This is a genomic window from Streptococcus sp. Marseille-P6264 (genome assembly GCF_902460355.1).
GTDB lineage: Bacteria > Bacillota > Bacilli > Lactobacillales > Streptococcaceae > Streptococcus.
On sequence record NZ_CABPTO010000001.1, the window covers coordinates 230,948 to 255,773 of the forward strand.

The window sequence follows — 24,826 nt, forward strand, 5'->3', positions numbered from 1 at the left end:
TGCAAAAACCAGCTAGAATCTAGCTGGTTTTTTAGTTATATTTTAAAGACAGTCTTATTGACCTAGCAGGCCCTTAAAGAAATTGACGATTGCATTCCAGATATTGCTAAAGAAATTACCGCCATCTTCAAGAAGTCCGTTTGCATCAAAGTTAAGGTTGATATTATTGAATGTGTCGCCAGCCTTTGAAACAATACTGTTTTTTAAGTCGGTGAGCGTCTTTGTGAAATCAGAATTTGTGATGACTCCACTGTTTGAAAGATTGACTGCAAAGTTAATAATCAGATTAATTTGGTCAGCTGTGACTGAACTGCTGAGACCGTAGTTTTTCAGTGTTTCTTCAACGATTTTACGGACATCAGCTTCGGTCAAATTGCTGTTATTCTTTTTAGCATTAGCAACAGCTGTTTTAATATCTGTCAGTGCCACATTCAGCTTATCGGCATCGTAGCCTTCCTTACCTTGGTTCTCAGCGTTGATATTTGAAAGTGCGGCTAATTCTTCCTGAGCCAAGTCTTTATTTTCCTGAGGAACGCTAGCTCCATTTTCCTCCAGCGAGTAATAAATACCAGCTAGGGCACTTTCTCCAGTCACAGGGATAGGTGCTGCTACTGTAATTTCTGCATGCTGTACGCCCAAGGTGACTGCTGCATTGCGATACATATCCTCTGTAACCTTGGTGATATTTTGCGGCGTAACAATCTTAACTTGAAGCGGCTTCTTGTTGCCCAACTTCTTAATCTTAACAGAAGAATATAGCTGCAAACTAGGATCATTTGCTACATTCATAATCTTTGAATAGACATCAGGTGTCATTGTTTTCAGAGGTTTAGAATCACTCGATGCATTGTAGCCTAAGAGCTGAAGTGTTTGCTCTTTTTGGCTGTCATCCAAGGAATAGCCCAAGACATACTCAGGCTGAACATAAGTTTCGTCAATGACTTTTTGAACGTTTGTGTCAGCAGTTGCTGTAGATACGGTAAAGAGAGTAGCTACTAGAGCTCCTGCTGTCAGTAATGTTTTCTTAAATTTCATTTTACTCCTCAATCTATCTCTAAACAATAAGGTTTTAGAGAAGCTTCGATTATAATCAGCGTATTGCGCTGTCGCATTAAATCAGGAAAGGAAAACTTTCCATAGAACAAAATAGTATAAAATGCTTAAAGTTTTCTTACAGACGAAGAATAGCCTGCTTTTCTTAAAATCATTTGCCCCAAAGAAAATCAATCAATAATCGATCTACTTCTGGATTTTCATGCAGCTGGCTATGTTGAGCCAGAGGGCCAGTCACTCTTTTTTCCTGATAGGACTTGGCATTGTCGATTACAAGATACTTGAGACTGCGAGAAGAAACGTTTAAAACAGAACCATCTGATTGATTTTTAAAATCTCCATAGATATTGAGAACATCCACTTGATCTTGCGGATAAATTTCGCGCAAGCCCAGAAGTTTTTGATAGCTATCACTCATGGCGCTAGGCTGCCCTGTATGGTTGTCTAGAATGGTCAAGCTAGCTGGTAGATCCATCCCCTCCAAACCATTGACATGATTGGCGATATTTACCTGTTTTTGTAACTGTGGAAATTCTTCATTCTGAGCGTGCTCTAATAGGTAAAATAAAATAGACATATTCCCCATAGAATGCGCGACAAAATTCATCTTTTTGAAAGCATATTTTGCTTGCAACTTTCGAACAACTGCTGCTGCATATTCTCCGTCCTGAGCATAATCGGGATTTCGATTGTCTTTGAACTCAACCATGACAATTGGATTGATAGCATCTTTTGGTATATCTCCTTTAAAGGTTACTTGAGCATGACTATCAACTGTAGCTGTGATGATGGTTTGAGTAACTCCAGCTTGTCTGGCTGCCTCTACCATATGCTTTTCAGCATTAGCACTTGAGCCATAACCATGGAAAAACAAGGTCGGAGTCCTTGACTGAATATAGTCTCTACTATTTAACTCTCTTGTTTGTAGCTTCGGCACTAGAAATAAAGTGATAAGAACAATAAACAGAAAAGTTGAGAGTGCGATAATAGACCGTTTTCTCATTTTCCACCTCCCATCTTGTATAGATTAGTATTATAACATTTCTGGTATTTGTAGACAAATAAAGGACTTATATTTCAATTTAAACCATATCATATTATTTAATTTGAAACTTGTGATTATAAATACGTATTATAACGAATCAAGGCAACTATCCGAGTTCTTTGCTCTAATTAAAACGAAATATAGTGGATTTGCAGGACTTCCTGGTTAGGTCAGCTTGTCGTCATACCTTCTCTTATAAAGCTTTTTGGATTTTTGCGTGTACTGCCTGATGAAATCAGTTTTAGCTTCTGTATAGGCATCACGATTGTGCTCGTGCTTTTTCCGTAAGATTAATTTTAACTGCTCGTAGTCTTTAGCGACAGCTGGATGATCTTTCAGATAGTCTCGGAAATAGAGTTCATCATGGTCTCCATGGTAGCGCAGATGCAAGTGGAAAACGCGCTCCGCAAAACCTTGCAGTGTATAGCCCTTATTAAAAGACATGCGGCCTTCTGACTCTGACATAAGCAGGTAGCCATGCTCCAGCAATTCTCTCTTGATGCTCCCCATATCTTCACTTCGAGGAATTTCTAAAAGAATGTCAATAATCGGCTTAGCCCATATCCCCTCAATAGATGTGGAGCCAATATGGTGCATTTCATACAACTGATTTGCTGGCAAAAAACTTTGTATTCTTCTGCTTTCCTCCTTATACCAAGCTGGCCAGTCCTTATTGTGCTCCTCTAAGAAAATCGGGAACAACTGCCATAATTCTTCTAAAGACATATCTTCTAGGGCTTTTGCCATGTGACTTCTCCTTACCTTGTATCAAATGAGAATTAGAGTAAAGACTGGGAATCCTATCCCAGCCTCAGTTTTTATTACCAATAAAGCAAGCCATAAGTCAGTAAAACGCTGATCATGCTAAAAAGTGAACCGATCAGATAGTATTCTGCAAAAGACTGGCTTTCTGAGATCTTATTATAGCGGGCAATAGATTTAGCTGTAAAAACTAACCCAATGGCAGTAAACTGCCTGAAAATAAGGGAAAGTCCCATAATCAAGCGCTCCAAAATCCCAATCATGGCACCAGCCCCCGCAATAGTCTCTCCGCTGTCTTCTCCGGCCTGATACTTGCTGAAGAAGAGTTTAAAGAGGATATTAACCGGCTTACCAGTAAGGGCGAAGAAAAAGAGAGCCTGTAGCATGAGGTAGCGCTCAGACAGCCAATTAGGAGCTGAAATTTTCTGCTGCCCTAAGAGAAAATAAAGAGCAAAAATGCTAATCAGATGCAAGACCTGATCCAGTATAAAGGCAAACTTTTGAGCATGATGGCGGACAATCGATGAATTCAGCCTATTCTTCAAGAAGTCAATAAGCGCATGGCTGAGCCAGACCAAGGCGAAATATAGCAGATAATTAGGTAAGATGAGCCCCAAGAGCAACAGGGGCAAGAGAACAATTCCCAAGTGGAGAATTAAGAAATTTAGCCGCCGACTTTTGAGGTCGGCCATTTTCTGACTTTGAAGCTGAAAATCAGCTAGCACATGAGCCAGCAAAGTCAATACAAGAATCGGATTCTGCATGAAAAATTCTGAAAATCCCATAAAATTCGTCATTGTTCAGCCTCCTTTGCTGCTTTTAGAATCATTCTCATAGCTAAACGACGATTTCTCAGATAAATCTTCAGTCCAGACGACTTGAGCCGTTTACTAAGCGCACTGGGACTAATCTGCAGCAGCTCTGCTATTTCCCCATGAGAAAAATTCTCGTCATAGATATATTCCATGAGCATCCGCTCCAGAACCTCTCTCTGACTGGTGTTCCACTTGCTCTGGATGAATGAAGTAGCTGCCAGCACCGTATTAACCGCCTGACTGAGCTCTTCGTCTTCCAAGGATACAGCTATACGGCTGCTGCCGTAGTCGTTCTTCTCGTGAATAGCCTCAATGGCTGCGCGTGCCCTCCAGTAGGCCGGACCGTCGGCACCAATACTCTGCTCCCGATTGATGTCCGTCACAATCTCCCCCAGGCCAAGCCCGAAGCGAATCGGATGAGGAAAGCCCAAGGCAATCTGATCAAGGAGCTGCATGATCTCTGGATTTGGCCGCAGCAAAGCCTGAAACTCATCTCCAGTCGTTACCGTGAAAGGCGACACCAAATAATCCTGATAATCCTGATTTAGCACTGCCATCATGTCCTGCAGGTCCTTCTGCGCCTGCTTACGGTTTTTTAGCTGTTTGGATTCGATCAAATCTCCAATAAGAGCAATATAAAGCATAGCTGATCAAACCTCCTTTAAGTCCATTATAACGGAAAATTATTAAAATGTCCATTAAAACGGAAAATTTTAGAAATATCCATTGGAACAGAAAGACTATTTTTTCTTTTTAGGTGCTGATAAGGCAGGATAGGCAGCTTCAATCAAACTGCAGAGAAAGGCAGCATCTTCTATTTTTTCTATATGAAGCATTGGCTTTGCGCCTGGATAAGGAGACTCATAAACCGGATTTTCAAAAAAATCCAGAGCTGGCTCGACTGGCTTGAGCAGAAAGCGATTGTCATAAATCCCGCCGAATAAGCGACCTCGATAATAGAGCAAATATTCCCCCATCATCTTGCGAAAGCTAATTTCTTGACCTAAGCCCTCCAGTTGCTTCAGGATAAAATCCAAATATTCTTGACTAGATGCCATCGGAACACCTCCATACATTGATACTTTATTATACCAAAAATGGATGAAGATTGCTGATGTATCTTCTTTAATCTGCAGTCTATCTATTCTAAAACAAGTAAAAAAGCTAGACCTTAGGAGTCTAACTTTTATTTCTTATTTTTTCAAAAGTCCTTCCTTGACCAGATAATCACGCGCGACAGCTTCCGCTTTTTTGCCTTCAATGCCGACTTGATAATTCATCTGGCTCATCTGGCTTTCTGTAATTTTACCAGCCAGCTTATTGAGAATACCTTCCAACTCAGGGTGTTTTTCTAGCAGTTCAGCCTTCATGAGAGGCGCACCTTGATAAGGAGGGAAAAGATGTTTATCGTCTTCTAAAATCTGAAGTTGATAGCGCTCAATTTCAGGGTCAGTTGAATAGACTTCCATAATCTGAATAGCGCCTGATTTAATCGCATCATAGCGAAGAGCTGGCTCCATGGTTGACACATTGAGATTCAGTCCATAGACAGATTGAAGTCCCTTGTTCCCATCTTCACGGTCGTTAAATTCCAAGGTAAACCCTGCCTTGAGCTTGTCTTGGACTGCTTTAAGATCAGAGATGGTTTTAAGATTGTATTCTTTTGCAACACTCTTAGGTACAGCAATGGCATAAGTATTTTGATAAGCCATGTGATTGAGCAAGACTAGATTGTCCTGTTTTTTGATTCCATCACGTGCTGCTTCAAAAACTTCTTCAGCATCATTGCTGACCTTTGGAGCAGGCTGCAAGAGAGTGCCAGTAATCGTACCGGTAAACTCAGGATAGATATCAATATCGCCTTTTTTCAGAGCTTGATAAAGGAAGTCGGTCTTCCCAAAATTAGGCTTGACTGTCACAGTCATATCCGTATTTTCCTCGATGAGGAGTTTATACATATTCATAAGAATTTCTGGCTCTGGACCTAATTTCCCAGCTATAACCAGATGATCCTTTTCCTGCTTGGGAAAGAGACTCGGCGAGTAAGAAGCACCGAGGCCGAGGATTAAGACAGCAAAAGCTGTAAATACCGTCCGAAGCTTAGCCTTTTCCATCCATTTAAGGAGACTATTGAAAAGAATAGCCAAAACTGCAGATGAAATTGCTCCAATCAAGATTAGACTGGCATTGCGACGATCAATTCCTAGAAGGATAAAAGAACCTAATCCACCAGCTCCAACAAGGGCTGCCAGAGTCGCTGTTCCGATAATCATTACCGTCGCCGTCCGAACTCCTGACACGATTACGGGCATAGCTAGAGGCAGTTCAAACTTTTTGAGTCGCTCCCACTTGGTCATCCCAAAGGCGATTCCAGCTTCTTCTAAACTAGGATCAATCCCATTCAAAGCCGTGACAGTATTTTCTAAAATCGGGAAAATGGCGTAAATCACCAGAGCAGTCAGTGCCGGCAGTGTGCCAATTCCCATAAGGGGGATAAAGAGTCCCAGCAAAGCCATTGAAGGAATGGTCTGAAAGATTCCTGCAATTTGCAGCACCCAATTGGCCGCTTTTTTGTGACTATTGAGATAGATAGCGAGCGGAATAGTCAGGAAGATGGCCACTAGTAAGGTCAGAAGAGAGAGCTGGAGGTGCTGACCAAGGGCTGTCAACCATTCTCCAAAGCGCTCTTGAAAGGTAGAAATTAAATTAGTCATGTTTAACACCTCCAAATAAATCTGCTACGAAGTTAGTCGCAGGTGCAGATAAGATTTCCCCAGGTGTCGCTACTTGACGAATCTCCCCGTCCTGCAGAACAGCAATCCGATTCCCCAATTTCAAGGCCTCATCCGTATCATGGGTCACAAAGATTGTCGTCATCCCAAACTGGTCATGGATACTCTTGGTTAAGCTCTGCAATTGCTTACGCGAGATAGCATCAAGAGCAGAAAAAGGCTCGTCCATCAGCAGGATTTTGGGTTGGGCAATAATGGCACGGACAATGCCCACCCGCTGCTGCTCACCACCAGACAGCTCACTCGGCATACGCTGAGCATAATCTTCAGCAGGCAAACCTACTAACTCCAGCAATTCATCGGTCTTCTGCTGAATCTCTGCCTTGCTCCAATCTTTCATCTCAGGAATGAGAGCAATATTTTCTGCAACCGTTAGATTGGGAAAGAGAGCAATAGCCTGTAAGACATAGCCTGTAGAAAGGCGCAACTCACGCTCATCATAGTCCTTGATTCTCTTATTATCCATATAGATGTTGCCATCTGTTGGCTCTAAAAGACGGTTGATCATCTTGAGCATAGTTGTCTTACCGGAACCAGAAGGCCCCACTAAAACCATGAACTCTCCATTCTCAATCCGTAAATTAACATCTCTCAAGATATCTTTTTCTGTATAGCGTAGCGCTACATTTTTATATTCAATCATGTTCTTCCTCAATAAGTTTTCTGTCTCTAAGAATATCCAATATGCTACTTGCTGGATACCCTAGTACTTTTTCGATATCTGTTGAAACCCCAGCTTGTTCCCCAACTTTTATAGCTGTATAGGTACTGACCCAGGCATCGTACTCCCAAGTTTGTGCTGGCCATTTTTTCCGTGACTCATAGGCTTCTTCCACTGATTCATCTACATAGGTGATTAGTTGTTTGGTTGCTTTTGAAAGGAGTGTCGCAATCTCTTCCATAGTAAGATCCTCTGGTCCTGTTAGATTCAAGGTTTGATTTTCCCATTTCTTAGCATGTAAGAGAATCTCAGCTGCAACCCTAGATGTGTCCTTACGAGCAACAGCTGACACAAGGCCACTGCTGGCCGGACCACGAATTTCTCCATTTTCAAGCGCAATATCAATAAATAAATCCAAGTAAAAATTATCTCTTAGAAAAGTGTAGGTGAATCCTAACTCCTTGATATAAGCTTCCGTCTGGGCATGATCCCGAGATAAGGTAAAAGTTGCCTTTTCATCTGCCCCATAAAATGAGGTATAGACGATATGCTGAATCCCCGCTAGCTTTACGGCATCTAAAAAACTCTTGTGTTCCTTAACACGCTCTGGATTTTCCCGAGCAGAGACCATCAACAAGACATCGATCCCCTTTAAGGCCTCAACCACCTCTGGAGTATTGGCATACACCATCTTACGAATTTCCGCAGACGCATAGACTTTTGCCCGCTCAGGGCTTCGTGCTAGATGGACGGAAGCGATTCCTTTCTTATCGACAAGATCAGCCACATAGGAGCCTAATTTCCCTGTTACACCCGTAATTCCAATCATAAGCATTTTCCCTTCTACTATAGTTCATTTTCTTTAGCTTTTAGATTTGAGATAATTCGATCTTGATAAGCCTCAAATTCTCGGATTTCTTGATCCGAAAAGCCTTGGTAGAAAATATCGCCCAACTCTTTACTAACACGATCCCCAATTTCCTTTTGTGCCCAACCCAATTCGGTCAAACTAACAAATTTTCTTCTCTTATCTTGAGTGCAAGTTTTTACAGTAACCAAGCCCTGGTCTTCTAACTTCTTAATCATGCTGGTCAGGGTATTGTTAGCTAGTCCTGAAGCAAGGGCGATATCCGTAGCAGTTGCTCTACCATCTTCTGTTTGCCAAAGCACTGTTAAAATTTTCCCTTGTTCACTTCTGTATTGAGCTTCTGGTTCCTTCCTCAATAGTTTTTGAAAGATACGCCCATTCAATAAACGAATCTGTAGAGCTTGGTAGCCCCCTATCATCTTATTCATTTCGCCTCCTTTTTATTCTATCTCGAATTGTTTTTATCAATTGTAACACCACGTATTACATCTGTCAAGAATTTTGTTCTATTTGGAAATAATTTTAAACTGGCTAAAGATTTTAAACTTAAAGTTCCAAACTAAAAAGCCCAGTGTAAAGAGGTAATCCCTCTCTCACACTGGGCTTCTTTTTATCTTAGTAATATTCACCCTGACGGTAATCCCATGAGTTAAAGGTATCGGACAGGTGCATCATGATTTTGTCAATGTCCAAGCCTTTCCGGATGACTACTGGTGCTGGTGAGATGGAACGTTGGCCACCTTGTTCTGGAATCAGTTTTCCATCCTTGTCCACCATGGAGACCATAACGCCTTGCTCGTAACGAGTTTCGATGGTCTTATCTGGCTGGATAGAGGCTACATAGTCATCTGCTTCAATGACGAGGTCAACAGCGTTTTCGATGCGCTCGCCAATTCCTTCGACCTTGCCACGGTTTCCTTTACCGGATGGGTTGGCTGAGGATGCATAGACCATCTTGCCTTCTTCCCAAAGCTTAGCTGCCAGCTGCTCGCCCGCCTTACCAAACTTAATAACAAAACAGCTCGTGCCACGAACATCTGTCATCAGCTCTTCCCGACCGTCGCCATAGGCTTTGAGCTTTTCAAAAGCTTCTGGCTTCCATGGAAGGATACAACCCAAGAGGATGTCTTCATCCCAGTGCTTTTGGTAAAAAGCTTCAATTTCCGGATTTAGCTGCGCCAAAGCACGAAGCTCATCCATACTGCCACAGAGGACAACACCTGGCTTATTACGGTTACGGGCCTTAGCTTCGAACTTACGCTCCAAACCTGCCTTATCACTAGTCATAATGATGTAACCCACCTTGGTCGGGCAAACGATACAGCCGCCATCGCCTTTCAGGATGTCATAGCCTTCTTGTGAAAGAGTTCCGTTCCATTGAATGTGTTTTGTCATAAGTTTCTTCCTTTTCTATTAAATTAAGATTTATTTTACCATATATTTTTATCGGAGACAAGATTTTTTCAGAATTTTCTCAATATAGCAAAAATAAGGTTACTGCCAATAAGATGGACGATTTTTTTCATATTCTGTAATCAAATCCTCGTACTGGAGTGTAATGCCAATGTCATCCAGACCGTTGAGGAGCTTGTGCTTCCATTCTTCATCAATGTCAAAGGAGAATTCTCCCACCGGAGAAAAAATCTTCTGCTGCTCCAAATCCACCGTCACTTTATCCATTGGCTTCAGATTAGCCAAGGCTTGCCGTACTTCGAGCGGCTGGACGATCGGCAGCATGCCGTTATTGAGCTCGTTATTGTAGTGAATATCCCCGAAAGATCCGGCAATGACTACCTTAAAGCCATAGTCAGCCAAGGCCCAGGCAGCGTGCTCCCGAGAGGAACCCGCACCGAAATTGTCCCCTGTAATCAGAATAGTCGCCTTGCGATACTCCGGTCTGTTAAAGACGAAATCAGGATCTTCGGTGTACTGATTGTCCAGATAGCGCCATGCGTACATGAGGTACTTGCCAAAACCTTTTTTATCAATCAACTTGAGAAACTGCTTGGGCAAGATTTGGTCCGTATCGATATTGTCATTCATGAGGGGAACCGTTGTCCCCGTGTAGATTGTAAATTTTTCCATAAAACTTCCTTACTGGACCTCCGGTAGTTGGCGGACGTCTACGAAGTGCCCGGCAATGGCTGCCGCTGCTGCCATGGCAGGACTGCAAAGATGAGTCTTAGCACCAAATCCCTGACGATCCTCAAAGTTCCGATTGCTGGTCGAGGCACAGTGGACTCCGTCTGGCACCTTGTCTGGATTCATCCCCAGACACATGGAGCAACCCGGATCACGCCACTCAAAGCCTGCATCCATAAAAATTTTATCCAGTCCCATCTTTTCAGCAGCCCGCTTGACTGGACGAGAGCCTGGTACGACGATAGCAGTCAGATTGGGAGCGATATGCTTGCCAGCGACAAACTTAGCAGCCAGCTGCAAATCACTGAGTCTGGCATTAGTGCAGGAGCCGATAAAGATATAACCTAGGTCAATATCTTCTGCTTTCTTGCCTGGCGAGAGATCCATGTAATTATAGGCCCGCTCGTCGTTCATATCACGGATTTCAGGGAAGGCTGCACCGAACTCTACTCCCATAGCAGGATTGGTTCCCCAAGTCACCATAGGTGCCAACTCGGAGACATCCATCTCAATGACCTTATCATAGACAGCATCGGGATCACTGACCAGAGTCTTCCAATCAGCCACTGCCGCCTCAAAGTCCTTAGGTGCTCCCGGCCGTCCTTGAACGTAATCATAGGTCTTCTGGTCAGGATTCATAATGCCCATCTTGGAGCCAAACTCAATGGACATATTGCAGATGGTCATGCGCTCTTCCATGGTCAAATGATCAATGGCATCACCAGCATACTCGACCACATAGCCAACACCTGCAGCTACACCGTATTTGGCAATCAGAGCAAGTATGAAGTCTTTAGAATAAACACCTTTAGGTGGCACTCCAGTAAATTTGACCAACATTTTCTTAGGCTTGACCTGCCAGATCGTTTGAGTGGCAAAGACGTGCTCTACCTCCGAAGTACCAATTCCAAAAGCGATAGCTCCAAAAGCTCCGTGAGTGGCCGTGTGACTGTCACCGCAGACAATGAATTTGCCCGGCTGAGTCTTGCCCGTTTCGGGTCCAACCATATGAACAATCCCCTGCAGTTCCGATCCGTGAGCCGCATGCTCGATGCCAAAATCCTTGACATTCTCAGAAAGCTTATCAATCTGAGCCTTGGAAATCACATCCCGAATATCATAGATATTGACCGTAGGAACATTATGGTCAAAGGTTCCAAAGGTCAAGTCCGGCCGTCTAACTTTGCGCCCTGCATCTCGTAGACCTTGAAAAGCCTGAGGGCTGGTTACTTCATGAATATAATGCTGATCCACATACATAAGCTGGGGTTGACCTTCTCGGCCTGTGATCACATGCCTGTCCCAAAGTTTATCAAAAATCGATTTTCCAGCCATACTAGCTTCTCCATATGTAATATAAAATTCCAATTTCCACTATTATTCCACAAATCCAAGCCAACCAGAAATACCATTTTCTGGTCTTGTGATGAAAGAGGCGACCGCCTAATAAAGCGCCCAAACCTCCGGCTGCAAGAGCTGACAAGAGCAAGGTTTTCTCTGGAATGCGGTAGTGATTTTTCTTAGCCTTTCGCTTATCCCAGCCATAAAGCAGGAAAACGACAAGGTTCCATAGCAGGCAAATGCCTGTTACTATCCATTTCATAAGTTCTTAATAATTGCCTCCGTCATTTGAGCTGTGCTAGCCTGACCACCCAGATCTCGGGTTAAAATACCTTGAGACAAAGTCTTCTCAACTGCTGCTTCAATCGCCTCTGCAGCTTCTAGCTCTGCAAAACTATCCCGCAGCATCATGGCTACAGAAAGGATCATACTGATCGGATTGGCAATACCCTGTCCCGCAATATCGGGAGCCGAGCCATGAATAGGCTCATAAAGACTTGGCCCAGCAGTCGAATGACTGGCCGATGGCATAACTCCCAGCGTCCCTGACAAGATACTAGACTCGTCTGAGAGAATATCTCCAAATAGATTTTCCGTTACTACAACGTCAAACTTAGCAGGATTGGTAATCATGAGCATAGCAGCGCTGTCCACAAGCTGGTGCTCCAGAGTCACATCTGGATAATCCTTGGCCACTTCATCAGCTACTCTGCGCCAGAGTTTGGATGTTGCTAACACATTTTGCTTGTCAATACTGGTCACAAGCTTTCTGCGACCACGCGCAATGTCAAAGGCCTTACGGACAATCCGCTCCACCTCTTCATAGCTGTAGTCGTTGATATCACGCGCAGATTTATCCTCCAAAATATGCTCACCAAAGTAAATCCCACCAGTCAGCTCGCGCACGACCACGAAGTCCACGCCAGCAATACGCTCTGCCTTCAAGGGCGACAAATGCTTAAGAGCATCGAAAATCTTAACTGGGCGGATATTGGCATAGAGCTCAAGCTCCTTGCGCAGAGCCAGCAAGCCTTGCTCCGGACGAACTGGAGCATTATCATACTGGGGACTGCCGATAGCTGCTAGGAGAATAGCATCCGCCTCCTTAGCCGCTTCTAGAGTTGATTGAGGCAGAGGATGACCTTCCGCATCAATACCATCACCCCCAAAAGCTTTCTCCGTGATATGATAAGTAAAACCGAACTTGTCCGCAACAGCAGCCAGCACTTGGAGACCAGCTTCCATAATTTCTGGGCCGATACCGTCACCCGCCAGAGCTACAATTTCTTTTGTCATAGTCGCTTCCTTCTAATTATTTGCAGGCATATCGCGATAGGAAACGCTTCGTCCCATCTCACCAGCATTCTCCTTTTGAACATAGGTATTGGCATTGATGTAGGCAATAGCTGAAGCCTTCAGTACATCGAAATCAATCCCTGCTGCATTAAAGATGGTCTCTGTATCTCTGTTTTCAACAGTCACCAATACCCGAGCCTGGGCATCAATCCCATCTGTCACCGCATCGATAGTGTAGGACACCAAGCGAACAGATTGATTGAAGAACTTGTCGATAGCGTTGAAGATAGCCTCAACGGAACCTTGTCCTGTCGCATTAAATTCGACCTTCTCACCATCCATATTAGCTAAGCTAACGATTGCTTCGATGTCATTATCTGCATAAGTTTGTAGTTGTAAATCATCAAAGTGGAATCCTTCTGGGTTTTCAACCATGGTTCCAGCTACCAGAGCACGAATATCTGCATCTGTGATTTCTTGTTTCTTATCAGCCAGCGCCTTGAACTTAGCAAAGAGTGGTTTGATGTCCTCTTCTGTAAAGTCTAGGGCCAAATCTCTTAGTTTTTCTACAAATGCATGGCGACCAGACAATTTTCCAAGCGGAAGACTATTACTCTTGACACCGACCAATTCAGGTGTGATGATCTCATAAGTGAGAGGATTTTTAAGGACTCCATCCTGATGGATACCAGACTCGTGAGAGAAGGCATTACCACCAACAACGGCCTTGTTTTTAGGAACTGGAATACCAGAGAAGCGAGAAACCATTTCTGACGTATTCATTGTTTCATCCAAAACAATATCACTAGTTGCTTGGAAGAAATCCTCACGAATCTTCAAAGCAACAGCTACTTCTTCAAGAGCAACATTACCTGCGCGTTCACCGATACCATTAATAGTTCCCTGGACACGTCCAGCACCGTGTTTAATTGCTGTCAAAGTATTTGCAGTTGCCATACCGAGATCATCGTGACAGTGGACACCAAAGACAACTTTATGATCTGATTTAATATTTTCAGTCAAGTGATCAAAGATGCGTGCAAACTCTTCTGGAGTCGTAAAGCCAACTGTGTCAGGGATATTTATATAAGATGCACCTGCATCGACCGCTGTTTGAACGACTTGTAATAGGAAATCCAACTCTGTTCTAGTCGCATCTTCAGGAGAGAACTCGACAACCTCAAACTTAGAACGTGCATAAGAAACATGCTCCTTAATAGCTTCTAAAATCTCTTCCTTGCTCTTATTGAGTTTATACTTGCGGTGAATCGGACTGGTAGCGATAAAGACATGAATCTGTGGATACTTGGCATCCTTAAGTGCCTCATAACAAGCATCAATATCAGATTTTACAGAACGAGCTAATCCTGTCACTGCTGTTTTTTTCATAGCTTTAGCAATTTCTTGAACGGCTATAAATGAATCTGGACTAGCAGCCGGAAAACCAGCTTCAATTACAGAAATTCCCCATTTCTCCAGCTGTCTTGCAATGGAAACTTTTTCCTTTATTGAGAAGTTAACACCAGGTGTTTGTTCCCCATCACGAAGACTTGTATCAAAAAATTCAACTTTACGCATAAGATTACCCCTTTTCCAAATATGGTTTTAAAAAAACATCTCGCTCAGAAACCCAAGCGAGATGTTGATTTACTCCCGCTTGGTAAGCCAAACAGGACTAATGCTTTCGCACTAGCCCGAGTAACACAACAACAAAGCAAAGTTTGAATATTGGGTTGACTTCATGTTTGACTGACTCCTTTTGAAATGTTATTGTCTAGTATTTTAGCATAGTATCATTGGGCTGTCAACAGATAATTCAATATTTTCTGAAAATTTTTAATATGCTGGATCTTTTTTCGGTCTTATTACTATAAATGCGAAAAAGGAGCAAGTTAGCTCCTCCTTCTTCAAGTATTATATTGATTACAATGCTAACCAGTCATTCCTCCCCATTCGAAGAGAATTATACGCCGCAAATCTCTATAATAATTATCGAATGTTTTTAATTTCTAAATGGCAAAGTAAAAAGATCATCATAGAATATGCTCTCTAAACACACTAATCATTGATTTCTATATTCCTTTTCTTTTTCTAATACTTTCAAATATTTGGTTTTTTTAAATTGCCCAGACAGGAGTAAGAGCAAGAAACAATACCATATCACAATCGTCAAAAATAAAAGTAGGAAACTGCCAAATAGAAGATAAAGCCAAGAGAAAACAGCTGAAATCAAGGCAAAGAGGAAAATGAGAGCATAGGTTTTTAGACCGTTGGATTTTTGGGTGGCAAAATAGTCTATGGGCATCTCATAAGGCACTACTTCAACTACTGATTTCTCCCTTCTATTTTTAAACTGGTAAAGAGTCAGTAAAAGCATGAAAATGAAGGAAAAAAGTAAAGGGAACAAACCTCGTACAGTCAGATTCTCCGTAAATATATACAGGCCGTAAGAAAAACCAGCACTTGGTAGAAAAATCATTGGAAAAGGCACACTTTTCCCTACAAAAAGCTCATTTCGCTTAATATCATAAAACACAGTTTTTTTAACATTTCCTTGATCTGCTCCAAATTCGATAAAATCAGATAACTTCCTAGTGACTGTCAATACTGACTTTGGTTCTGTATGCCCATCTTCTTCAATTAACTCTAACTGCCCAAAAGCGTTCAGTTTCCACGAATCTTCCTTAGGCAGAGGCTGTACTTTCCCTTCCAGATGTTCTTGAATAAACTGCTGGAATTGACGATTCTTCTGCTTACTTCCAATCAATTTCAAAGTCACTTTTTGACTTCCGCCGTTTTTAGTTAAGGCTTCCCCTACAATAAATATAGTCCATTCATAATTCCCACGATAAGCATGTCTGCTTTTGCCGAAGTAAAATGTAACCGAAGAAAGTGGAAAGCGATAGCATTTGAAATTTCGGAAAACAAGCAAGTATTGACCATCAAGCTGGATTTTTCCCATAAAAGCAAAGGCCATCCAACCTACTGTGAGCAATAAAGAAACTGCTACTAAGAAATAGAAAAGATTTGCTGACCAATTGTCTTCTAGGAAGATATTAAAAAAACTGATCACCACCATTAAACCAAATAGACTAAGTAATCCCAGTGCTGATCTTTTATAGATAACAATCGATGGCTTTTTTATCAATTCGCATCCTCCTCTACTGCCTCGGCAAAAACCACTTCTCCCTTATCGTATTTTCGCACAGCTAACAGCCAGCGAATAGGGTTGTTTTGGAATAGAGAAATCACAACCGCAGCTGGAAGCACCCCTGCCAATGGTGAAAATAATAATGAAAGATTAAACCAATCATGGTCATAATAAGGAATAAGCATTCCTGGTATTCCAAACATACCTACAATTCCCACACAAAATAGAAGAATCAATATAATAAACAAGAAAAAGAAGATCTTACCAAATGTGGCCTTCTTATCAGAAAAACCTTCCCAAATTAAACTTCCATTCACCGCATCTTTAAACTGTTCCTTGCTTGCTAAAACTATGGATCGAACATTTTTATACAAGGCCTTTTCCAACATATAAATACTACCAACAAAAACTAAAAATATGGCTAATAAAATGATTGGAATCATCCTCTCGTTTAATCTAAATGGACTAGCAAAAGAAAAAATCGCAACTCCAGTACCTCCACCAAATAATGCAAAAAGCAAAATCAAAGGAATAATGGCTCTATTCGATTTTCTTGCCCCTTCCGTATTTAACAAGACACTCTTATCAGCTACCAAAGCCTCTTTTGTTCGTGTGTTATAGTAGACGGTTTTATCATCGCTCTGTCCAATAAAAATTATTTTTCTCATTTCTCTTATTTATTTAATAAATTACAACTAAGGCTTCTTCTTTCCTAAGCCATTTCGTCTTTATCTTCGTACATACTGAACCAAGCGGAACATCATGAAGGTAAATAGAATTCCTGCAACGATCCAAATGGTTCGTAAAGCGTAAAATTGGAGCATATAGGTCGAAATAATGGCTCCGATGACAAAGCTTCCTAACAAAGCAACAAAGAAAATGCCCTCTTTCAAATATGGTTTTTCCTTCGTTCGCACAAAATTTCCAAAAGCCACCATTGTTTTCTTGATATTTCCTGTCATAAAGGAATTATTGTAGACTATGCCATCTACTTCGCCAAAAGCTGTGGCAACGACCCCCATACAGAAAGCAATCGGAGGAACAATCAGCATATTAGGCACGGTACTTGGCATAAAACCTACCAGAGTACAGATGAGAACCATTGGTGAAATGCTACTTACTCGCCATATTGACTGCTCAAAAAAGGAACGGAAAACGGTTATCAGAAAGATCCCCAGCATAAAAGCCAGCATGGTAGCCAGTTTCACTTCAATCTCTCCAGTCTTGTGATGAATCAGCTCAACGGACAAAAAGACGACGTTTCCTGTCTGGCCCGCAACCAATGTACCCCCGCGTTCCATAAAAGTGTAAGCATCCACAAAACCTGCGCAAAAGGTCAACAAACAGGCAAAAAACTTTGATCGAGAATGGAATTCTCTTTTGACGAACTTTCTCATAATTTACCCAAAAAGTCCAGTGTAACACCAGACTTCCTTTCTATCCTTCTCTAGCTTCCTCCAAAATCTTTTCAATCTTGGTGGTAATCAAATCAATCGCAACTTTATTAGAAGCGCCCTCTGGAATGATGACATCCGCATAGCGCTTGGTCGGCTCGATAAACTGATGGTACATAGGCTTGACGACACCCAGATACTGCTCAATGACACTATCCAAACTGCGTCCACGTTCTTCCATGTCCCTCTTAATCCGACGAATAATCCGCACATCATCATCAGTATCAACGAAAATCTTGATGTCCATCAAATCGCGGAGGCGTTGGTCTTCCAAAACCAAAATCCCCTCTACAATGAAGACATCCTGGGGTTCCTGACGATAGGTTTTATTGCTGCGCGTGTGCTCCGTATAGTCATAGGTCGGGATGTCCACTGGACGGCCAGCCAAAAGCTCCTTGATCTGCTCAATCATCAAGTCTGTATCAAAAGCAAAAGGATGGTCATAGTTGGTCTTAACCCGCTCCTCAAAGGTCAAATGAGACTGATCCTTATAGTATGAATCATGCTCAATCATGGAAATCTTCTCATTAGGAAAATGATCTAAAATAGCCCGAGATACACTGGTTTTTCCCCCACCAGATCCACCTGTAACACCGATAATAATAGGTCTGTTTTGCATTGTTTTCTCCATTACTTGTTATCTTATCTATTTTACCTTAATTCATGATATAATGAAAGGGTGAATCAAGAAAAATTCAGGAAAATCATTTTAAAGGAGAAAGTATGTTACGACTCGGTATCATCGGTACGGGAACTATTTCCCACGAGTTTATCAAAGCAGCTCAATTGAGTGGTGAGTATGAGTTTACAGCTGTTTACTCACGAACCTTGAGTGCTGCAGAGCGTTTTGCGCAGGCTTATAAAAACGTCGCCCTCTACACCGATATGATTGAATTCTTATCTGCCGACCTAGATGTGGTTTACATCGCCAGTCCCAATAGCCTCCACTTTAACCATGCCAAGGTAGCCATTTTGGCTCGAAAACATGTCATAGTTGAAAAACCGGCTGTATCAAGGCCTGAAGAATGGCAAGAATTGGTCAAGCTGGCAGCTGAGCATCAGGTTTATATCTTTGAGGCAGCCAGAAACTACCACGAAGCAGCTTTTGCAGTCATTCAGGACTTCCTAAAAGACAAGAAAATCTGGGGAGCCAACTTCACCTATGCAAAATACTCCTCCAAGATGGGAGCCCTGCTGAGTGGACAGGAGCCCAATGTTTTTTCCGCTAAATTCTCAGGCGGTGCTCTGATGGATCTGGGCGTCTACACGCTTTATGCAGCTGTCCGACTCTTTGGTGCACCACAAAACACCCGCTATACAGCTCAACAACTGCCAAATGGCGTTGACCTTAACGGTTCAGGCAGTCTTATTTATCCTGATTTTCAGGTTCGTATTCAAGCTGGAAAAAATATTCATAGCCAGCTGCCAGCTGAAATCTATACGGACCAAGGCACTCTGACCTTAGACGGTATCGAGTTTATCCGCTCTGCCATTTTCCAAAAGCTCAATGGAGAGACGGAAAGTCTAGCTATCCGCCAAGCAGACCACCAAATGCTGGAAGAAGCCCAGGCTTTTGCTCGTGTCCTTAAAGGCGGCCAGGAAGAACTTTACAGCGACTATCTGCAGGCTGCTGCTACTGTGCATGAGTGCATGTTTGCCATGAGAAAAGATGCTGGCATTAGATTTGAGGTTGACCATGATTAAAGAAACATTTCCAACAGTTTGGCAGGACCAGCTGGATCAGCTGGGTTTTGCTGAACTGACTGCCATCCAAGAAAAGATATTCCAGCCCATTTCTCAGGGAGAAACGGTGCTAGGCATCAGTCCAACTGGTACGGGCAAGACATTGGCCTATCTCTTTCCTAGCTTATTGAAATTGAAGCCTAAAAAAGCGCAGCAGCTTTTGATTTTAGCTCCAAATACAGAGCTGGCGGGACAGATTTTTGATGTTTGTAAATCTTGGGCGGAGCCTTTGGGCTTGAGCAGTCAACTCCTCCTCTCTGGCAATAGCCAGAAAAGGCAGATTGAGCGGCTAAAGAAAGGTCCTGAGATACTGATTGGTACACCTGGTCGGATTTTTGAGCTCATTAAGCTCAAGAAAATCAAGATGATGAATGTTGATACTATTATCCTAGATGAATTTGACCAGCTTCTCAGTGATTCCCAGTATGCGTTTGTTGATAAGATTCTGCATTATGCACCGCGGGACCACCAGCTGATTTACATGAGTGCTACTGCTAAGTTCGACCAAGAGAAGATCGCTGAAAATACTCTGCGCATCAGCATTGACGACCAGACTTTGGACAATATCCAGCACTTCTATATGCAGGTAGAAAAACGTGACAAGGTTGAACTCTTGCGCAAGCTATCCAATGTAGAAGAATTTCGTGGGCTAGTCTTTTTCAATAGTCTGTCAGATTTGGGCAGCGCCGAAGAAAAGCTTCAATACCGAGGGGCTAGTGCGGTCTCCCTAGCCAGCGATGTCAATGTAAAATTCCGCAAGGTTATTCTTGAAAAATTTAAAAATTACGATATCACGCTTTTGCTGGCGACAGACTTGGTTGCCCGTGGCATTGATATTGATTCTCTAGAATGCGTAGTCAACTACGAAGTACCGCGCGATCTGGAAACCTACACCCACCGTTCTGGCCGAACAGGTCGCATGGGCAAGGAAGGCTATGCCATCACCTTCATCAGCCACCCAGAAGAACTAAAAGCTCTCAAAAAATATGCCTCTGTCCGCGAAATCATCTTGAAAAAACAAGAACTGTATGTTCAGCCTTGAGTGAAAATCACAGTAAACGATAGTTTTATCTGATGATAGTAAAGCAAAAAGCATTGGAAATCTTGCATTTCCTATGCTTTTCTTAATTTCGGCTATAGTAAATCTGATGCGGCTGGAGCTGATTATCCAGCAGTTCATCAACTGTCACCAGGGTATAGCCGTTATTCTTCAGATAGTCAAGAACGCTTGGCAGGGCATCAATGGTTGTCTGATGAATATCATGCATGAGAATAATGGATCCTGGCTGGGTTTTCACGATTTCCTGCATAATAGCCTTTGTATTGTGTGTTTTCCAATCGAGACTGTCCACGCTCCACATGATAAAGGACTGATCGACAGCATTTTGAACCGTAGAGTTGATGGCTCCATAAGGCGGTCTTGTAATCATAGGCCGGATACCAGTCGCCTTATAAATGGCTTCCTGAGTATCTAGGATTTCTTTTTTGGCTTGATTCAGAGGTAACTTGGTCAAATCTGGGTGGCTCCATGTATGGATGCCGAGCTGATGGCCTTCATCAAGAACACGTTTCGCCAGTTCTGGATTGGCAGCAACATTTTGTCCCACCATAAAGAAGGTTGCTTTGGCATTGTAGCGTTTTAGAATTTCCAAAGCCTGAGGGGTCGTCTTACTGTCGGGACCGTCGTCAAAGGTCAGGGCAACCATTTTCTCATGCCGCTTTGTTTCATACTGCTGGTAAGCTTCCAAATCAGCCCCCTGCAAATATTCCGGACGAATTAGATCATAAAAACTAGATAGAGGCACCGTCACGCTCGACACACCGTTGATTTCTTTAGGCAGACGAATGGAAAATAAACTATCTTCGTAATGAAAATTCCACTGGCTCAACTCTATTTCTCGGAGAGCATTTAAGGCTGCTGTTTGCTGACTTTCCTCCACCTGTCTAAAGGTTAGCTGACTGGTCAACTCCTTCAGGAAAATTTCCTTAGCAGCTTCTGGATTTTGAAACAGCTTGTCCAAAGTGATCGCTGCACCTTCTGGATTAATATACGTCGAGGCTACTTCTCTTGCCTCCTCAGACTTGATGTCTCTTTTCGAGATACTGTAATCTTTTCGCTGGATGACCACTTCCTTAGTATTGGCCAGACTAGTAGACTTTTCTTCCGTATAGTAAAAGGTCAAAGCAGTCAAGTTTTCCTTTTGCTTTTTGTCATCTGAAATGCTCTGACTGTCCTGCAACATTTTATCTTTGATACTTTGAAGCGGCTGCCCATTCATAAGAGGATAAAAAGCTGCCACATAATGGCTGCCAATCCTACCAGCATGCTTTTCGGCATTGTCAGCATGCTCTTGCTCTTCCTTGGCAATCACTTCTGCAACCTTTTGCTGGAAATCCCTTTCCTGAAACATTTCATGGATTCGCAATCCACCAAAAATAAGAAGTCCTAAAAGAAGCAGATTCAGAAGACTGAGAATCAGTCTATACTTTCGTCTACGCTTCTTTCTATGTTGTCTTTTCATCTATTAACCCCTAAGCTATTGTCCTAAAATGATTCTAATGTTAAAAAACTTGTATCTTACAAGTGCTAAAATACAAGTTTAATTATTTTTAAAGACTTTTTTCTCGAATCACTTCGACCTTGTAGCCGTCAGGGTCTTTGATGAAATAATAATTCGGTGTATTTCCAGGCAGCCCTTTTGGCTCAGTCACTTCATAGCCCTTAGCAGCATGCTCAGCGTGCAAACCTTCCAAATCAGGCGTGCTAAGAGCAATGTGAGCAAAGCCATCACCGATTACATAAGGTCCGTGGTCATAATTATAAGTCAATTCAAGCTCATAATCATCGCCATCCAAACCGAGATAAACAATGGTAAAAGCGTGTTCTGGAAAGTCCTTGCGGCGCAATTCCTTAAAACCAAACGCATCTTCATAAAAGGCAATCGAAGCCTCTAAATTTTCCACTCGTAAACAAGTATGCAACATTTTTGATGTCATAGTTGTACCTCTTTCATTTCTTTCTTTTATTATACCGTAAAAGCAGTCAAATTTGAAATAATATGAAAAGTTTTTCAGCTTTTGCTGATTCGTTTTCTAATATCTGACCTAAGAGGAACTTTGATTTCAAAAATAGTTCCACGAGGTTTGTTGTCTTTGACTGTGATGGTTCCTTTTAAGGCGTCCACGATTTGTTTCGCCAGGGATAGTCCTAGTCCAAATCCACCTTTTTGACGAGTCCGTGCCTTGTCCACCCGATAAAAACGATCGAAGACTTTTTTCTTGTCATCGCCCGCAATCCCTGGACCATTGTCAGAAATACGCAAGGTCAAGCTCCGATCATTGGCGGAAGCCACGAAATAGATCTCTCCATCTTCCTCTGTGTATTTGATGGCATTATCAAAAAGGATGGTCATGACCTGCTTAAGTAAGACCTTGTCTGTCGTGATTGACTTTGAAACCAGATTTTTGAAATCAAAGACCTTATCGCTTTCTTCCGCGATAATAGCATAGTTAGAAAAAGCTGTAGTGAAGAAGTCTGGCGTGACTTCACCGTATTCTGGCTTTATGCCGTCATCTCTCCTTGCTAGATTGAGTAAGTTGGTCGTGAGTAGACGCATATTTCGCACTTCCTCTAAACTGGATGCAATACTCTCACTAGACTCCATAATTGTAGCTTCGGGCTTACGGAAGAGAGATTCCAAGCGATTTTGCAGCACAGCTAGAGGCGTCCGCAATTCGTGGCTAGCATTTTCAACAAAGGACTTCTGCTTTTGCATGCTATCCAAGAGAGGTTTGACACTCATCCGCGCCAGGTAGATACTGGCAATCAAGGAAATACCCCAGAAGCTAATCATGACAATCGCAATCAGCTTTTCATGCTTTTCGCTAGTTTGCTCTAGCTGGCTGATACTGGTCATGACAACCGCGTACTTGACATTTTCAATTTCATCATCTGGATCAATGTCAAACATATAAGCCCGATAACTCTCGACCTGTCCATAGCTATTAGTTAGTTGTATTTGCTTGATTTGATTAAGAAATCGTTTATTAAATTTAATCGCATCAAAGTTTAAAAAACCATTCTTGGCTGACACATTCTGATAATCATCATTCAAAAGAATGGCTGAAGTATTGGCACTGACATTGACCCTACCCGGTTCCTCAATCTTGATATCGGGAGCCGGCTCATGCTCTGAATCCTTATTCTCTGGCTCTTGGTATTGCCGCCCCGTCGTCCGATAGGCTAGATTGGCTACCCAGGCGGGATTTTGACTGAGACTTTTGAGATTATCATCAACGGTCGTGTAAAGGCTGGAGCGCATGACTTGGATAATAATGAGCGTCATGGCCGAGAAAATCAGGGTGAATACACCAAAATAGCGAATGAAATAAGAAAAATCATCCGCATATAAGGCTTTTTTGAGTTTATTCAGCATTCTTTAAAATGTAACCGACACTGCGAAGGGTTTGAAGATTATTCGCAAAAGCCGTTCCTTTCAATTTTTTCCGAATCTTAGATACATAGACTTCCACCACAGAAATCGTCGTATCGCTGTCAAAGCCCCACAAACGGTCGAAGATTTGAGTCTTGGGCAAAATGACATTTTGATTCTGAAGGAAGTAGACCAACAAATCAAACTCTTTACCCAGTAGCTCGACTTCTTTTCCATCTATCAAGGTCGAATTGGTCGAAAGATTGACCGTCACATCGCCATAGGACAGGGTATTTTCATTAAACTTACCAGAGCGTTTGAGCAAGGCCTGAATCCGCATTTTAAGCTCTTCCAGATAAAAAGGCTTAGTCAGGTAATCGTCGGCACCGAGTTCAAAACCATGGCCTTTATCATCGATACTTTCCTTGGCAGTCATGATAAGGACAGGAGTGGTAACCCCTTTTTCGCGCAATTCTTTAAGCACTTGGAAGCCATCTTTTTCAGGAAGCATCAAATCCAGCAAAATCAGGTCATACACGCCACTTTCTGCCTCGTATAGTCCTTCTTCGCCATCAAAGACCTGCATAACATCTGCAAAATCATCTAAAAAATCAAATACTGAGTTTGACAGACCGAGGTCATCCTCCACTAATAGAATCTTAATCATCCTGTTCCTCCCTTTCTAGAAAAAGCTTATGCTGTGTGGTTTAAATAGAGACATGGCAAACACTTCTCATTCCATCTTCACTTATCTTTTTCTATTATATCATGACTTGTCGAAAATGCTTTAAGAATTTGTTGTTTTCGAGTTATTTTCGCTGTTCTTATCATCTTTTGTTGTGCCGTCAGCGTTTGATGGCTTCTTTTTTGATTGATTTCCTTCTTGTGGTCCTCTTGGCTGACCATTTCCTTGTGGTGGCTGACCTCCACCTCCCGGACCGACTTGACCATCTTGACCGTTTTGTTCCCCCATCTGTGGTGGCATACCATTTTCATTTCCCTGTCCCTGACCTTGAGGAGGTTGTCCGCCTTGACCTGGCATCCTGCCATCTTGCTTGTTTTGCTGAGGCATAGTAGCCTGTACTGAACTCTGCTGCGGGCTTTTCTGTGTCAAGGCACCAATTCCATAGCCACCAATCGCTCCGACGGCTAAGGATGCACTAGCCACTGCTGTCATCCACCATTTGGTACTCTTTTTAACTACAATCATTTTTTCCATATCCATTTTAAAGTTTTCCTCTTTCTACATTTTATATTTTCATGGATTTTA

At 42.4% G+C, this 24,826-nt stretch carries 27 protein-coding genes; 2 read left to right on the forward strand and 25 right to left on the reverse strand.

The genetic code is table 11. The features are described 5' to 3' along the window. Positions 1 to 54: 54 nt before the first annotated feature. The 20 genes from FZ941_RS01240 to udk form a co-directional block, all read right to left on the reverse strand. Positions 55 to 1,035 carry a DUF1002 domain-containing protein gene (locus FZ941_RS01240; protein ID WP_148886542.1) on the reverse strand — a complete coding sequence of 327 codons (981 nt, stop codon included), beginning with the start codon at positions 1,033 to 1,035 and terminating at the stop codon, positions 55 to 57. Between the two features lie 169 nt (positions 1,036 to 1,204). Further along, positions 1,205 to 2,056, reverse strand: coding sequence for an alpha/beta hydrolase (locus tag FZ941_RS01245; protein WP_148886543.1), 852 nt, complete (start codon positions 2,054 to 2,056; stop codon positions 1,205 to 1,207). 207 nt (positions 2,057 to 2,263) lie between these two features. Next, positions 2,264 to 2,845, reverse strand: coding sequence for a GrpB family protein (locus tag FZ941_RS01250; protein WP_148886544.1), 582 nt, complete (start codon positions 2,843 to 2,845; stop codon positions 2,264 to 2,266). A 74-nt stretch (positions 2,846 to 2,919) separates the two neighbouring features. After that, the gene (locus tag FZ941_RS01255) at positions 2,920 to 3,657 is read right to left on the reverse strand and encodes a DUF3307 domain-containing protein (protein WP_148886545.1); all 738 of its coding nucleotides are present in this window, start codon (positions 3,655 to 3,657) and stop codon (positions 2,920 to 2,922) included. Continuing rightward, positions 3,654 to 4,319 (reverse strand): SatD family protein, encoded by a 666-nt coding sequence (locus FZ941_RS01260; protein WP_148886546.1) that lies wholly within the window; start codon positions 4,317 to 4,319, stop codon positions 3,654 to 3,656. The genes FZ941_RS01255 and FZ941_RS01260 overlap by 4 nt, the downstream gene beginning before the upstream one ends. A 96-nt stretch (positions 4,320 to 4,415) precedes the next feature. Continuing rightward, entirely contained in the window at positions 4,416 to 4,733 is a 318-nt protein-coding gene (locus FZ941_RS01265) for a TfoX/Sxy family protein (protein WP_148886547.1), read from the reverse strand. A gap of 135 nt (positions 4,734 to 4,868) precedes the next feature. After that, positions 4,869 to 6,389: an ABC transporter permease/substrate-binding protein gene (locus tag FZ941_RS01270; RefSeq protein WP_148886548.1), complete on the reverse strand. Its 1,521-nt coding sequence runs from the start codon at positions 6,387 to 6,389 to the stop codon at positions 4,869 to 4,871. After that, on the reverse strand, positions 6,382 to 7,110 hold the full coding sequence (locus FZ941_RS01275) for an ABC transporter ATP-binding protein (RefSeq protein WP_148886549.1): 729 nt from the start codon (positions 7,108 to 7,110) through the stop codon (positions 6,382 to 6,384). Before FZ941_RS01275 ends, FZ941_RS01270 begins: the two co-directional genes overlap by 8 nt. Continuing rightward, the gene (locus FZ941_RS01280; RefSeq protein ID WP_148886865.1) at positions 7,103 to 7,957 is read right to left on the reverse strand and encodes an SDR family oxidoreductase; all 855 of its coding nucleotides are present in this window, start codon (positions 7,955 to 7,957) and stop codon (positions 7,103 to 7,105) included. Before FZ941_RS01280 ends, FZ941_RS01275 begins: the two co-directional genes overlap by 8 nt. Before the next feature lie 17 nt (positions 7,958 to 7,974). Next, positions 7,975 to 8,424, reverse strand: a complete 450-nt coding sequence (locus tag FZ941_RS01285) for a MarR family winged helix-turn-helix transcriptional regulator (protein ID WP_148886550.1) — start codon at positions 8,422 to 8,424, stop codon at positions 7,975 to 7,977. 187 nt (positions 8,425 to 8,611) lie between these two features. Next, complete coding sequence (locus tag FZ941_RS01290; RefSeq protein ID WP_005590290.1) at positions 8,612 to 9,391, reverse strand: L-threonylcarbamoyladenylate synthase; 780 nt, start codon at positions 9,389 to 9,391, stop codon at positions 8,612 to 8,614. 99 nt (positions 9,392 to 9,490) lie between these two features. Beyond that, positions 9,491 to 10,081 carry a 3-isopropylmalate dehydratase small subunit gene (leuD, locus tag FZ941_RS01295; RefSeq protein ID WP_148886551.1) on the reverse strand — a complete coding sequence of 197 codons (591 nt, stop codon included), beginning with the start codon at positions 10,079 to 10,081 and terminating at the stop codon, positions 9,491 to 9,493. Between the two features lie 9 nt (positions 10,082 to 10,090). Further along, positions 10,091 to 11,473 (reverse strand): 3-isopropylmalate dehydratase large subunit, encoded by a 1,383-nt coding sequence (leuC, locus tag FZ941_RS01300; RefSeq protein ID WP_148886552.1) that lies wholly within the window; start codon positions 11,471 to 11,473, stop codon positions 10,091 to 10,093. Position 11,474: 1 nt separating this feature from the next. Next, a complete protein-coding gene (locus FZ941_RS01305) occupies positions 11,475 to 11,741 on the reverse strand; it encodes a DUF1294 domain-containing protein (protein WP_148886553.1) in 267 nt (88 codons plus the stop codon). Beyond that, on the reverse strand, positions 11,738 to 12,775 hold the full coding sequence (leuB, locus tag FZ941_RS01310) for a 3-isopropylmalate dehydrogenase (RefSeq protein WP_148886554.1): 1,038 nt from the start codon (positions 12,773 to 12,775) through the stop codon (positions 11,738 to 11,740). The genes FZ941_RS01305 and leuB overlap by 4 nt, the downstream gene beginning before the upstream one ends. 12 nt (positions 12,776 to 12,787) lie before the next feature. Further along, the gene (locus tag FZ941_RS01315) at positions 12,788 to 14,353 is read right to left on the reverse strand and encodes a 2-isopropylmalate synthase (RefSeq protein ID WP_148886555.1); all 1,566 of its coding nucleotides are present in this window, start codon (positions 14,351 to 14,353) and stop codon (positions 12,788 to 12,790) included. Between the two features lie 484 nt (positions 14,354 to 14,837). Then, on the reverse strand, positions 14,838 to 15,854 hold the full coding sequence (locus FZ941_RS01320) for a hypothetical protein (RefSeq protein WP_148886866.1): 1,017 nt from the start codon (positions 15,852 to 15,854) through the stop codon (positions 14,838 to 14,840). Between the two features lie 65 nt (positions 15,855 to 15,919). After that, positions 15,920 to 16,594: a hypothetical protein gene (locus FZ941_RS01325; RefSeq protein ID WP_148886556.1), complete on the reverse strand. Its 675-nt coding sequence runs from the start codon at positions 16,592 to 16,594 to the stop codon at positions 15,920 to 15,922. A gap of 60 nt (positions 16,595 to 16,654) precedes the next feature. Further along, positions 16,655 to 17,323 carry a YoaK family protein gene (locus FZ941_RS01330; RefSeq protein ID WP_148886557.1) on the reverse strand — a complete coding sequence of 223 codons (669 nt, stop codon included), beginning with the start codon at positions 17,321 to 17,323 and terminating at the stop codon, positions 16,655 to 16,657. Between the two features lie 40 nt (positions 17,324 to 17,363). Beyond that, on the reverse strand, positions 17,364 to 17,999 hold the full coding sequence (udk, locus tag FZ941_RS01335) for a uridine kinase (RefSeq protein WP_005591973.1): 636 nt from the start codon (positions 17,997 to 17,999) through the stop codon (positions 17,364 to 17,366). A 104-nt stretch (positions 18,000 to 18,103) separates the two neighbouring features. On the opposite strand from udk, the gene FZ941_RS01340 reads away from it, so the two are divergent. Then, the gene (locus FZ941_RS01340) at positions 18,104 to 19,084 is read left to right on the forward strand and encodes a Gfo/Idh/MocA family protein (RefSeq protein WP_148886558.1); all 981 of its coding nucleotides are present in this window, start codon (positions 18,104 to 18,106) and stop codon (positions 19,082 to 19,084) included. After that, positions 19,077 to 20,165: a DEAD/DEAH box helicase gene (locus tag FZ941_RS01345; RefSeq protein ID WP_316246067.1), complete on the forward strand. Its 1,089-nt coding sequence runs from the start codon at positions 19,077 to 19,079 to the stop codon at positions 20,163 to 20,165. Before FZ941_RS01340 ends, FZ941_RS01345 begins: the two co-directional genes overlap by 8 nt. A gap of 82 nt (positions 20,166 to 20,247) precedes the next feature. On the opposite strand, the gene FZ941_RS01350 is transcribed toward FZ941_RS01345, so the two are convergent. From FZ941_RS01350 to FZ941_RS01370, 5 genes are all read right to left on the reverse strand, one after another. Beyond that, a complete protein-coding gene (locus FZ941_RS01350; RefSeq protein WP_148886560.1) occupies positions 20,248 to 21,645 on the reverse strand; it encodes a polysaccharide deacetylase family protein in 1,398 nt (465 codons plus the stop codon). Positions 21,646 to 21,733: 88 nt separating this feature from the next. Continuing rightward, positions 21,734 to 22,120, reverse strand: coding sequence for a VOC family protein (locus FZ941_RS01355; RefSeq protein ID WP_148886561.1), 387 nt, complete (start codon positions 22,118 to 22,120; stop codon positions 21,734 to 21,736). 74 nt (positions 22,121 to 22,194) lie between these two features. Next, entirely contained in the window at positions 22,195 to 23,559 is a 1,365-nt protein-coding gene (locus tag FZ941_RS01360) for a sensor histidine kinase KdpD (protein WP_148886562.1), read from the reverse strand. Then, on the reverse strand, positions 23,549 to 24,223 hold the full coding sequence (locus FZ941_RS01365) for a response regulator transcription factor (protein ID WP_125379520.1): 675 nt from the start codon (positions 24,221 to 24,223) through the stop codon (positions 23,549 to 23,551). The genes FZ941_RS01360 and FZ941_RS01365 overlap by 11 nt, the downstream gene beginning before the upstream one ends. A gap of 120 nt (positions 24,224 to 24,343) precedes the next feature. Further along, positions 24,344 to 24,781, reverse strand: coding sequence for a hypothetical protein (locus FZ941_RS01370; protein ID WP_111694531.1), 438 nt, complete (start codon positions 24,779 to 24,781; stop codon positions 24,344 to 24,346). Positions 24,782 to 24,826 lie beyond the last annotated feature (45 nt).

What these genes read in the sequence shown, in the direction of transcription:
- FZ941_RS01240 (WP_148886542.1), bottom strand. Translation starts at nt 1,035, where the DNA reads ATGAAATTTAAGAAAACATTACTGACAGCAGGAGCTCTAGTAGCTACT.
- FZ941_RS01245 (WP_148886543.1), bottom strand. Translation starts at nt 2,056, where the DNA reads ATGAGAAAACGGTCTATTATCGCACTCTCAACTTTTCTGTTTATTGTT.
- FZ941_RS01250 (WP_148886544.1), bottom strand. Translation starts at nt 2,845, where the DNA reads ATGGCAAAAGCCCTAGAAGATATGTCTTTAGAAGAATTATGGCAGTTG.
- FZ941_RS01255 (WP_148886545.1), bottom strand. Translation starts at nt 3,657, where the DNA reads ATGACGAATTTTATGGGATTTTCAGAATTTTTCATGCAGAATCCGATT.
- FZ941_RS01260 (WP_148886546.1), bottom strand. Translation starts at nt 4,319, where the DNA reads ATGCTTTATATTGCTCTTATTGGAGATTTGATCGAATCCAAACAGCTA.
- FZ941_RS01265 (WP_148886547.1), bottom strand. Translation starts at nt 4,733, where the DNA reads ATGGCATCTAGTCAAGAATATTTGGATTTTATCCTGAAGCAACTGGAG.
- FZ941_RS01270 (WP_148886548.1), bottom strand. Translation starts at nt 6,389, where the DNA reads ATGACTAATTTAATTTCTACCTTTCAAGAGCGCTTTGGAGAATGGTTG.
- FZ941_RS01275 (WP_148886549.1), bottom strand. Translation starts at nt 7,110, where the DNA reads ATGATTGAATATAAAAATGTAGCGCTACGCTATACAGAAAAAGATATC.
- FZ941_RS01280 (WP_148886865.1), bottom strand. Translation starts at nt 7,957, where the DNA reads ATGATTGGAATTACGGGTGTAACAGGGAAATTAGGCTCCTATGTGGCT.
- FZ941_RS01285 (WP_148886550.1), bottom strand. Translation starts at nt 8,424, where the DNA reads ATGAATAAGATGATAGGGGGCTACCAAGCTCTACAGATTCGTTTATTG.
- FZ941_RS01290 (WP_005590290.1), bottom strand. Translation starts at nt 9,391, where the DNA reads ATGACAAAACACATTCAATGGAACGGAACTCTTTCACAAGAAGGCTAT.
- leuD (WP_148886551.1), bottom strand. Translation starts at nt 10,081, where the DNA reads ATGGAAAAATTTACAATCTACACGGGGACAACGGTTCCCCTCATGAAT.
- leuC (WP_148886552.1), bottom strand. Translation starts at nt 11,473, where the DNA reads ATGGCTGGAAAATCGATTTTTGATAAACTTTGGGACAGGCATGTGATC.
- FZ941_RS01305 (WP_148886553.1), bottom strand. Translation starts at nt 11,741, where the DNA reads ATGAAATGGATAGTAACAGGCATTTGCCTGCTATGGAACCTTGTCGTT.
- leuB (WP_148886554.1), bottom strand. Translation starts at nt 12,775, where the DNA reads ATGACAAAAGAAATTGTAGCTCTGGCGGGTGACGGTATCGGCCCAGAA.
- FZ941_RS01315 (WP_148886555.1), bottom strand. Translation starts at nt 14,353, where the DNA reads ATGCGTAAAGTTGAATTTTTTGATACAAGTCTTCGTGATGGGGAACAA.
- FZ941_RS01320 (WP_148886866.1), bottom strand. Translation starts at nt 15,854, where the DNA reads ATGGTGGTGATCAGTTTTTTTAATATCTTCCTAGAAGACAATTGGTCA.
- FZ941_RS01325 (WP_148886556.1), bottom strand. Translation starts at nt 16,594, where the DNA reads ATGAGAAAAATAATTTTTATTGGACAGAGCGATGATAAAACCGTCTAC.
- FZ941_RS01330 (WP_148886557.1), bottom strand. Translation starts at nt 17,323, where the DNA reads ATGAGAAAGTTCGTCAAAAGAGAATTCCATTCTCGATCAAAGTTTTTT.
- udk (WP_005591973.1), bottom strand. Translation starts at nt 17,999, where the DNA reads ATGCAAAACAGACCTATTATTATCGGTGTTACAGGTGGATCTGGTGGG.
- FZ941_RS01340 (WP_148886558.1), top strand. Translation starts at nt 18,104, where the DNA reads ATGTTACGACTCGGTATCATCGGTACGGGAACTATTTCCCACGAGTTT.
- FZ941_RS01345 (WP_316246067.1), top strand. Translation starts at nt 19,077, where the DNA reads ATGATTAAAGAAACATTTCCAACAGTTTGGCAGGACCAGCTGGATCAG.
- FZ941_RS01350 (WP_148886560.1), bottom strand. Translation starts at nt 21,645, where the DNA reads ATGAAAAGACAACATAGAAAGAAGCGTAGACGAAAGTATAGACTGATT.
- FZ941_RS01355 (WP_148886561.1), bottom strand. Translation starts at nt 22,120, where the DNA reads ATGACATCAAAAATGTTGCATACTTGTTTACGAGTGGAAAATTTAGAG.
- FZ941_RS01360 (WP_148886562.1), bottom strand. Translation starts at nt 23,559, where the DNA reads ATGCTGAATAAACTCAAAAAAGCCTTATATGCGGATGATTTTTCTTAT.
- FZ941_RS01365 (WP_125379520.1), bottom strand. Translation starts at nt 24,223, where the DNA reads ATGATTAAGATTCTATTAGTGGAGGATGACCTCGGTCTGTCAAACTCA.
- FZ941_RS01370 (WP_111694531.1), bottom strand. Translation starts at nt 24,781, where the DNA reads ATGGATATGGAAAAAATGATTGTAGTTAAAAAGAGTACCAAATGGTGG.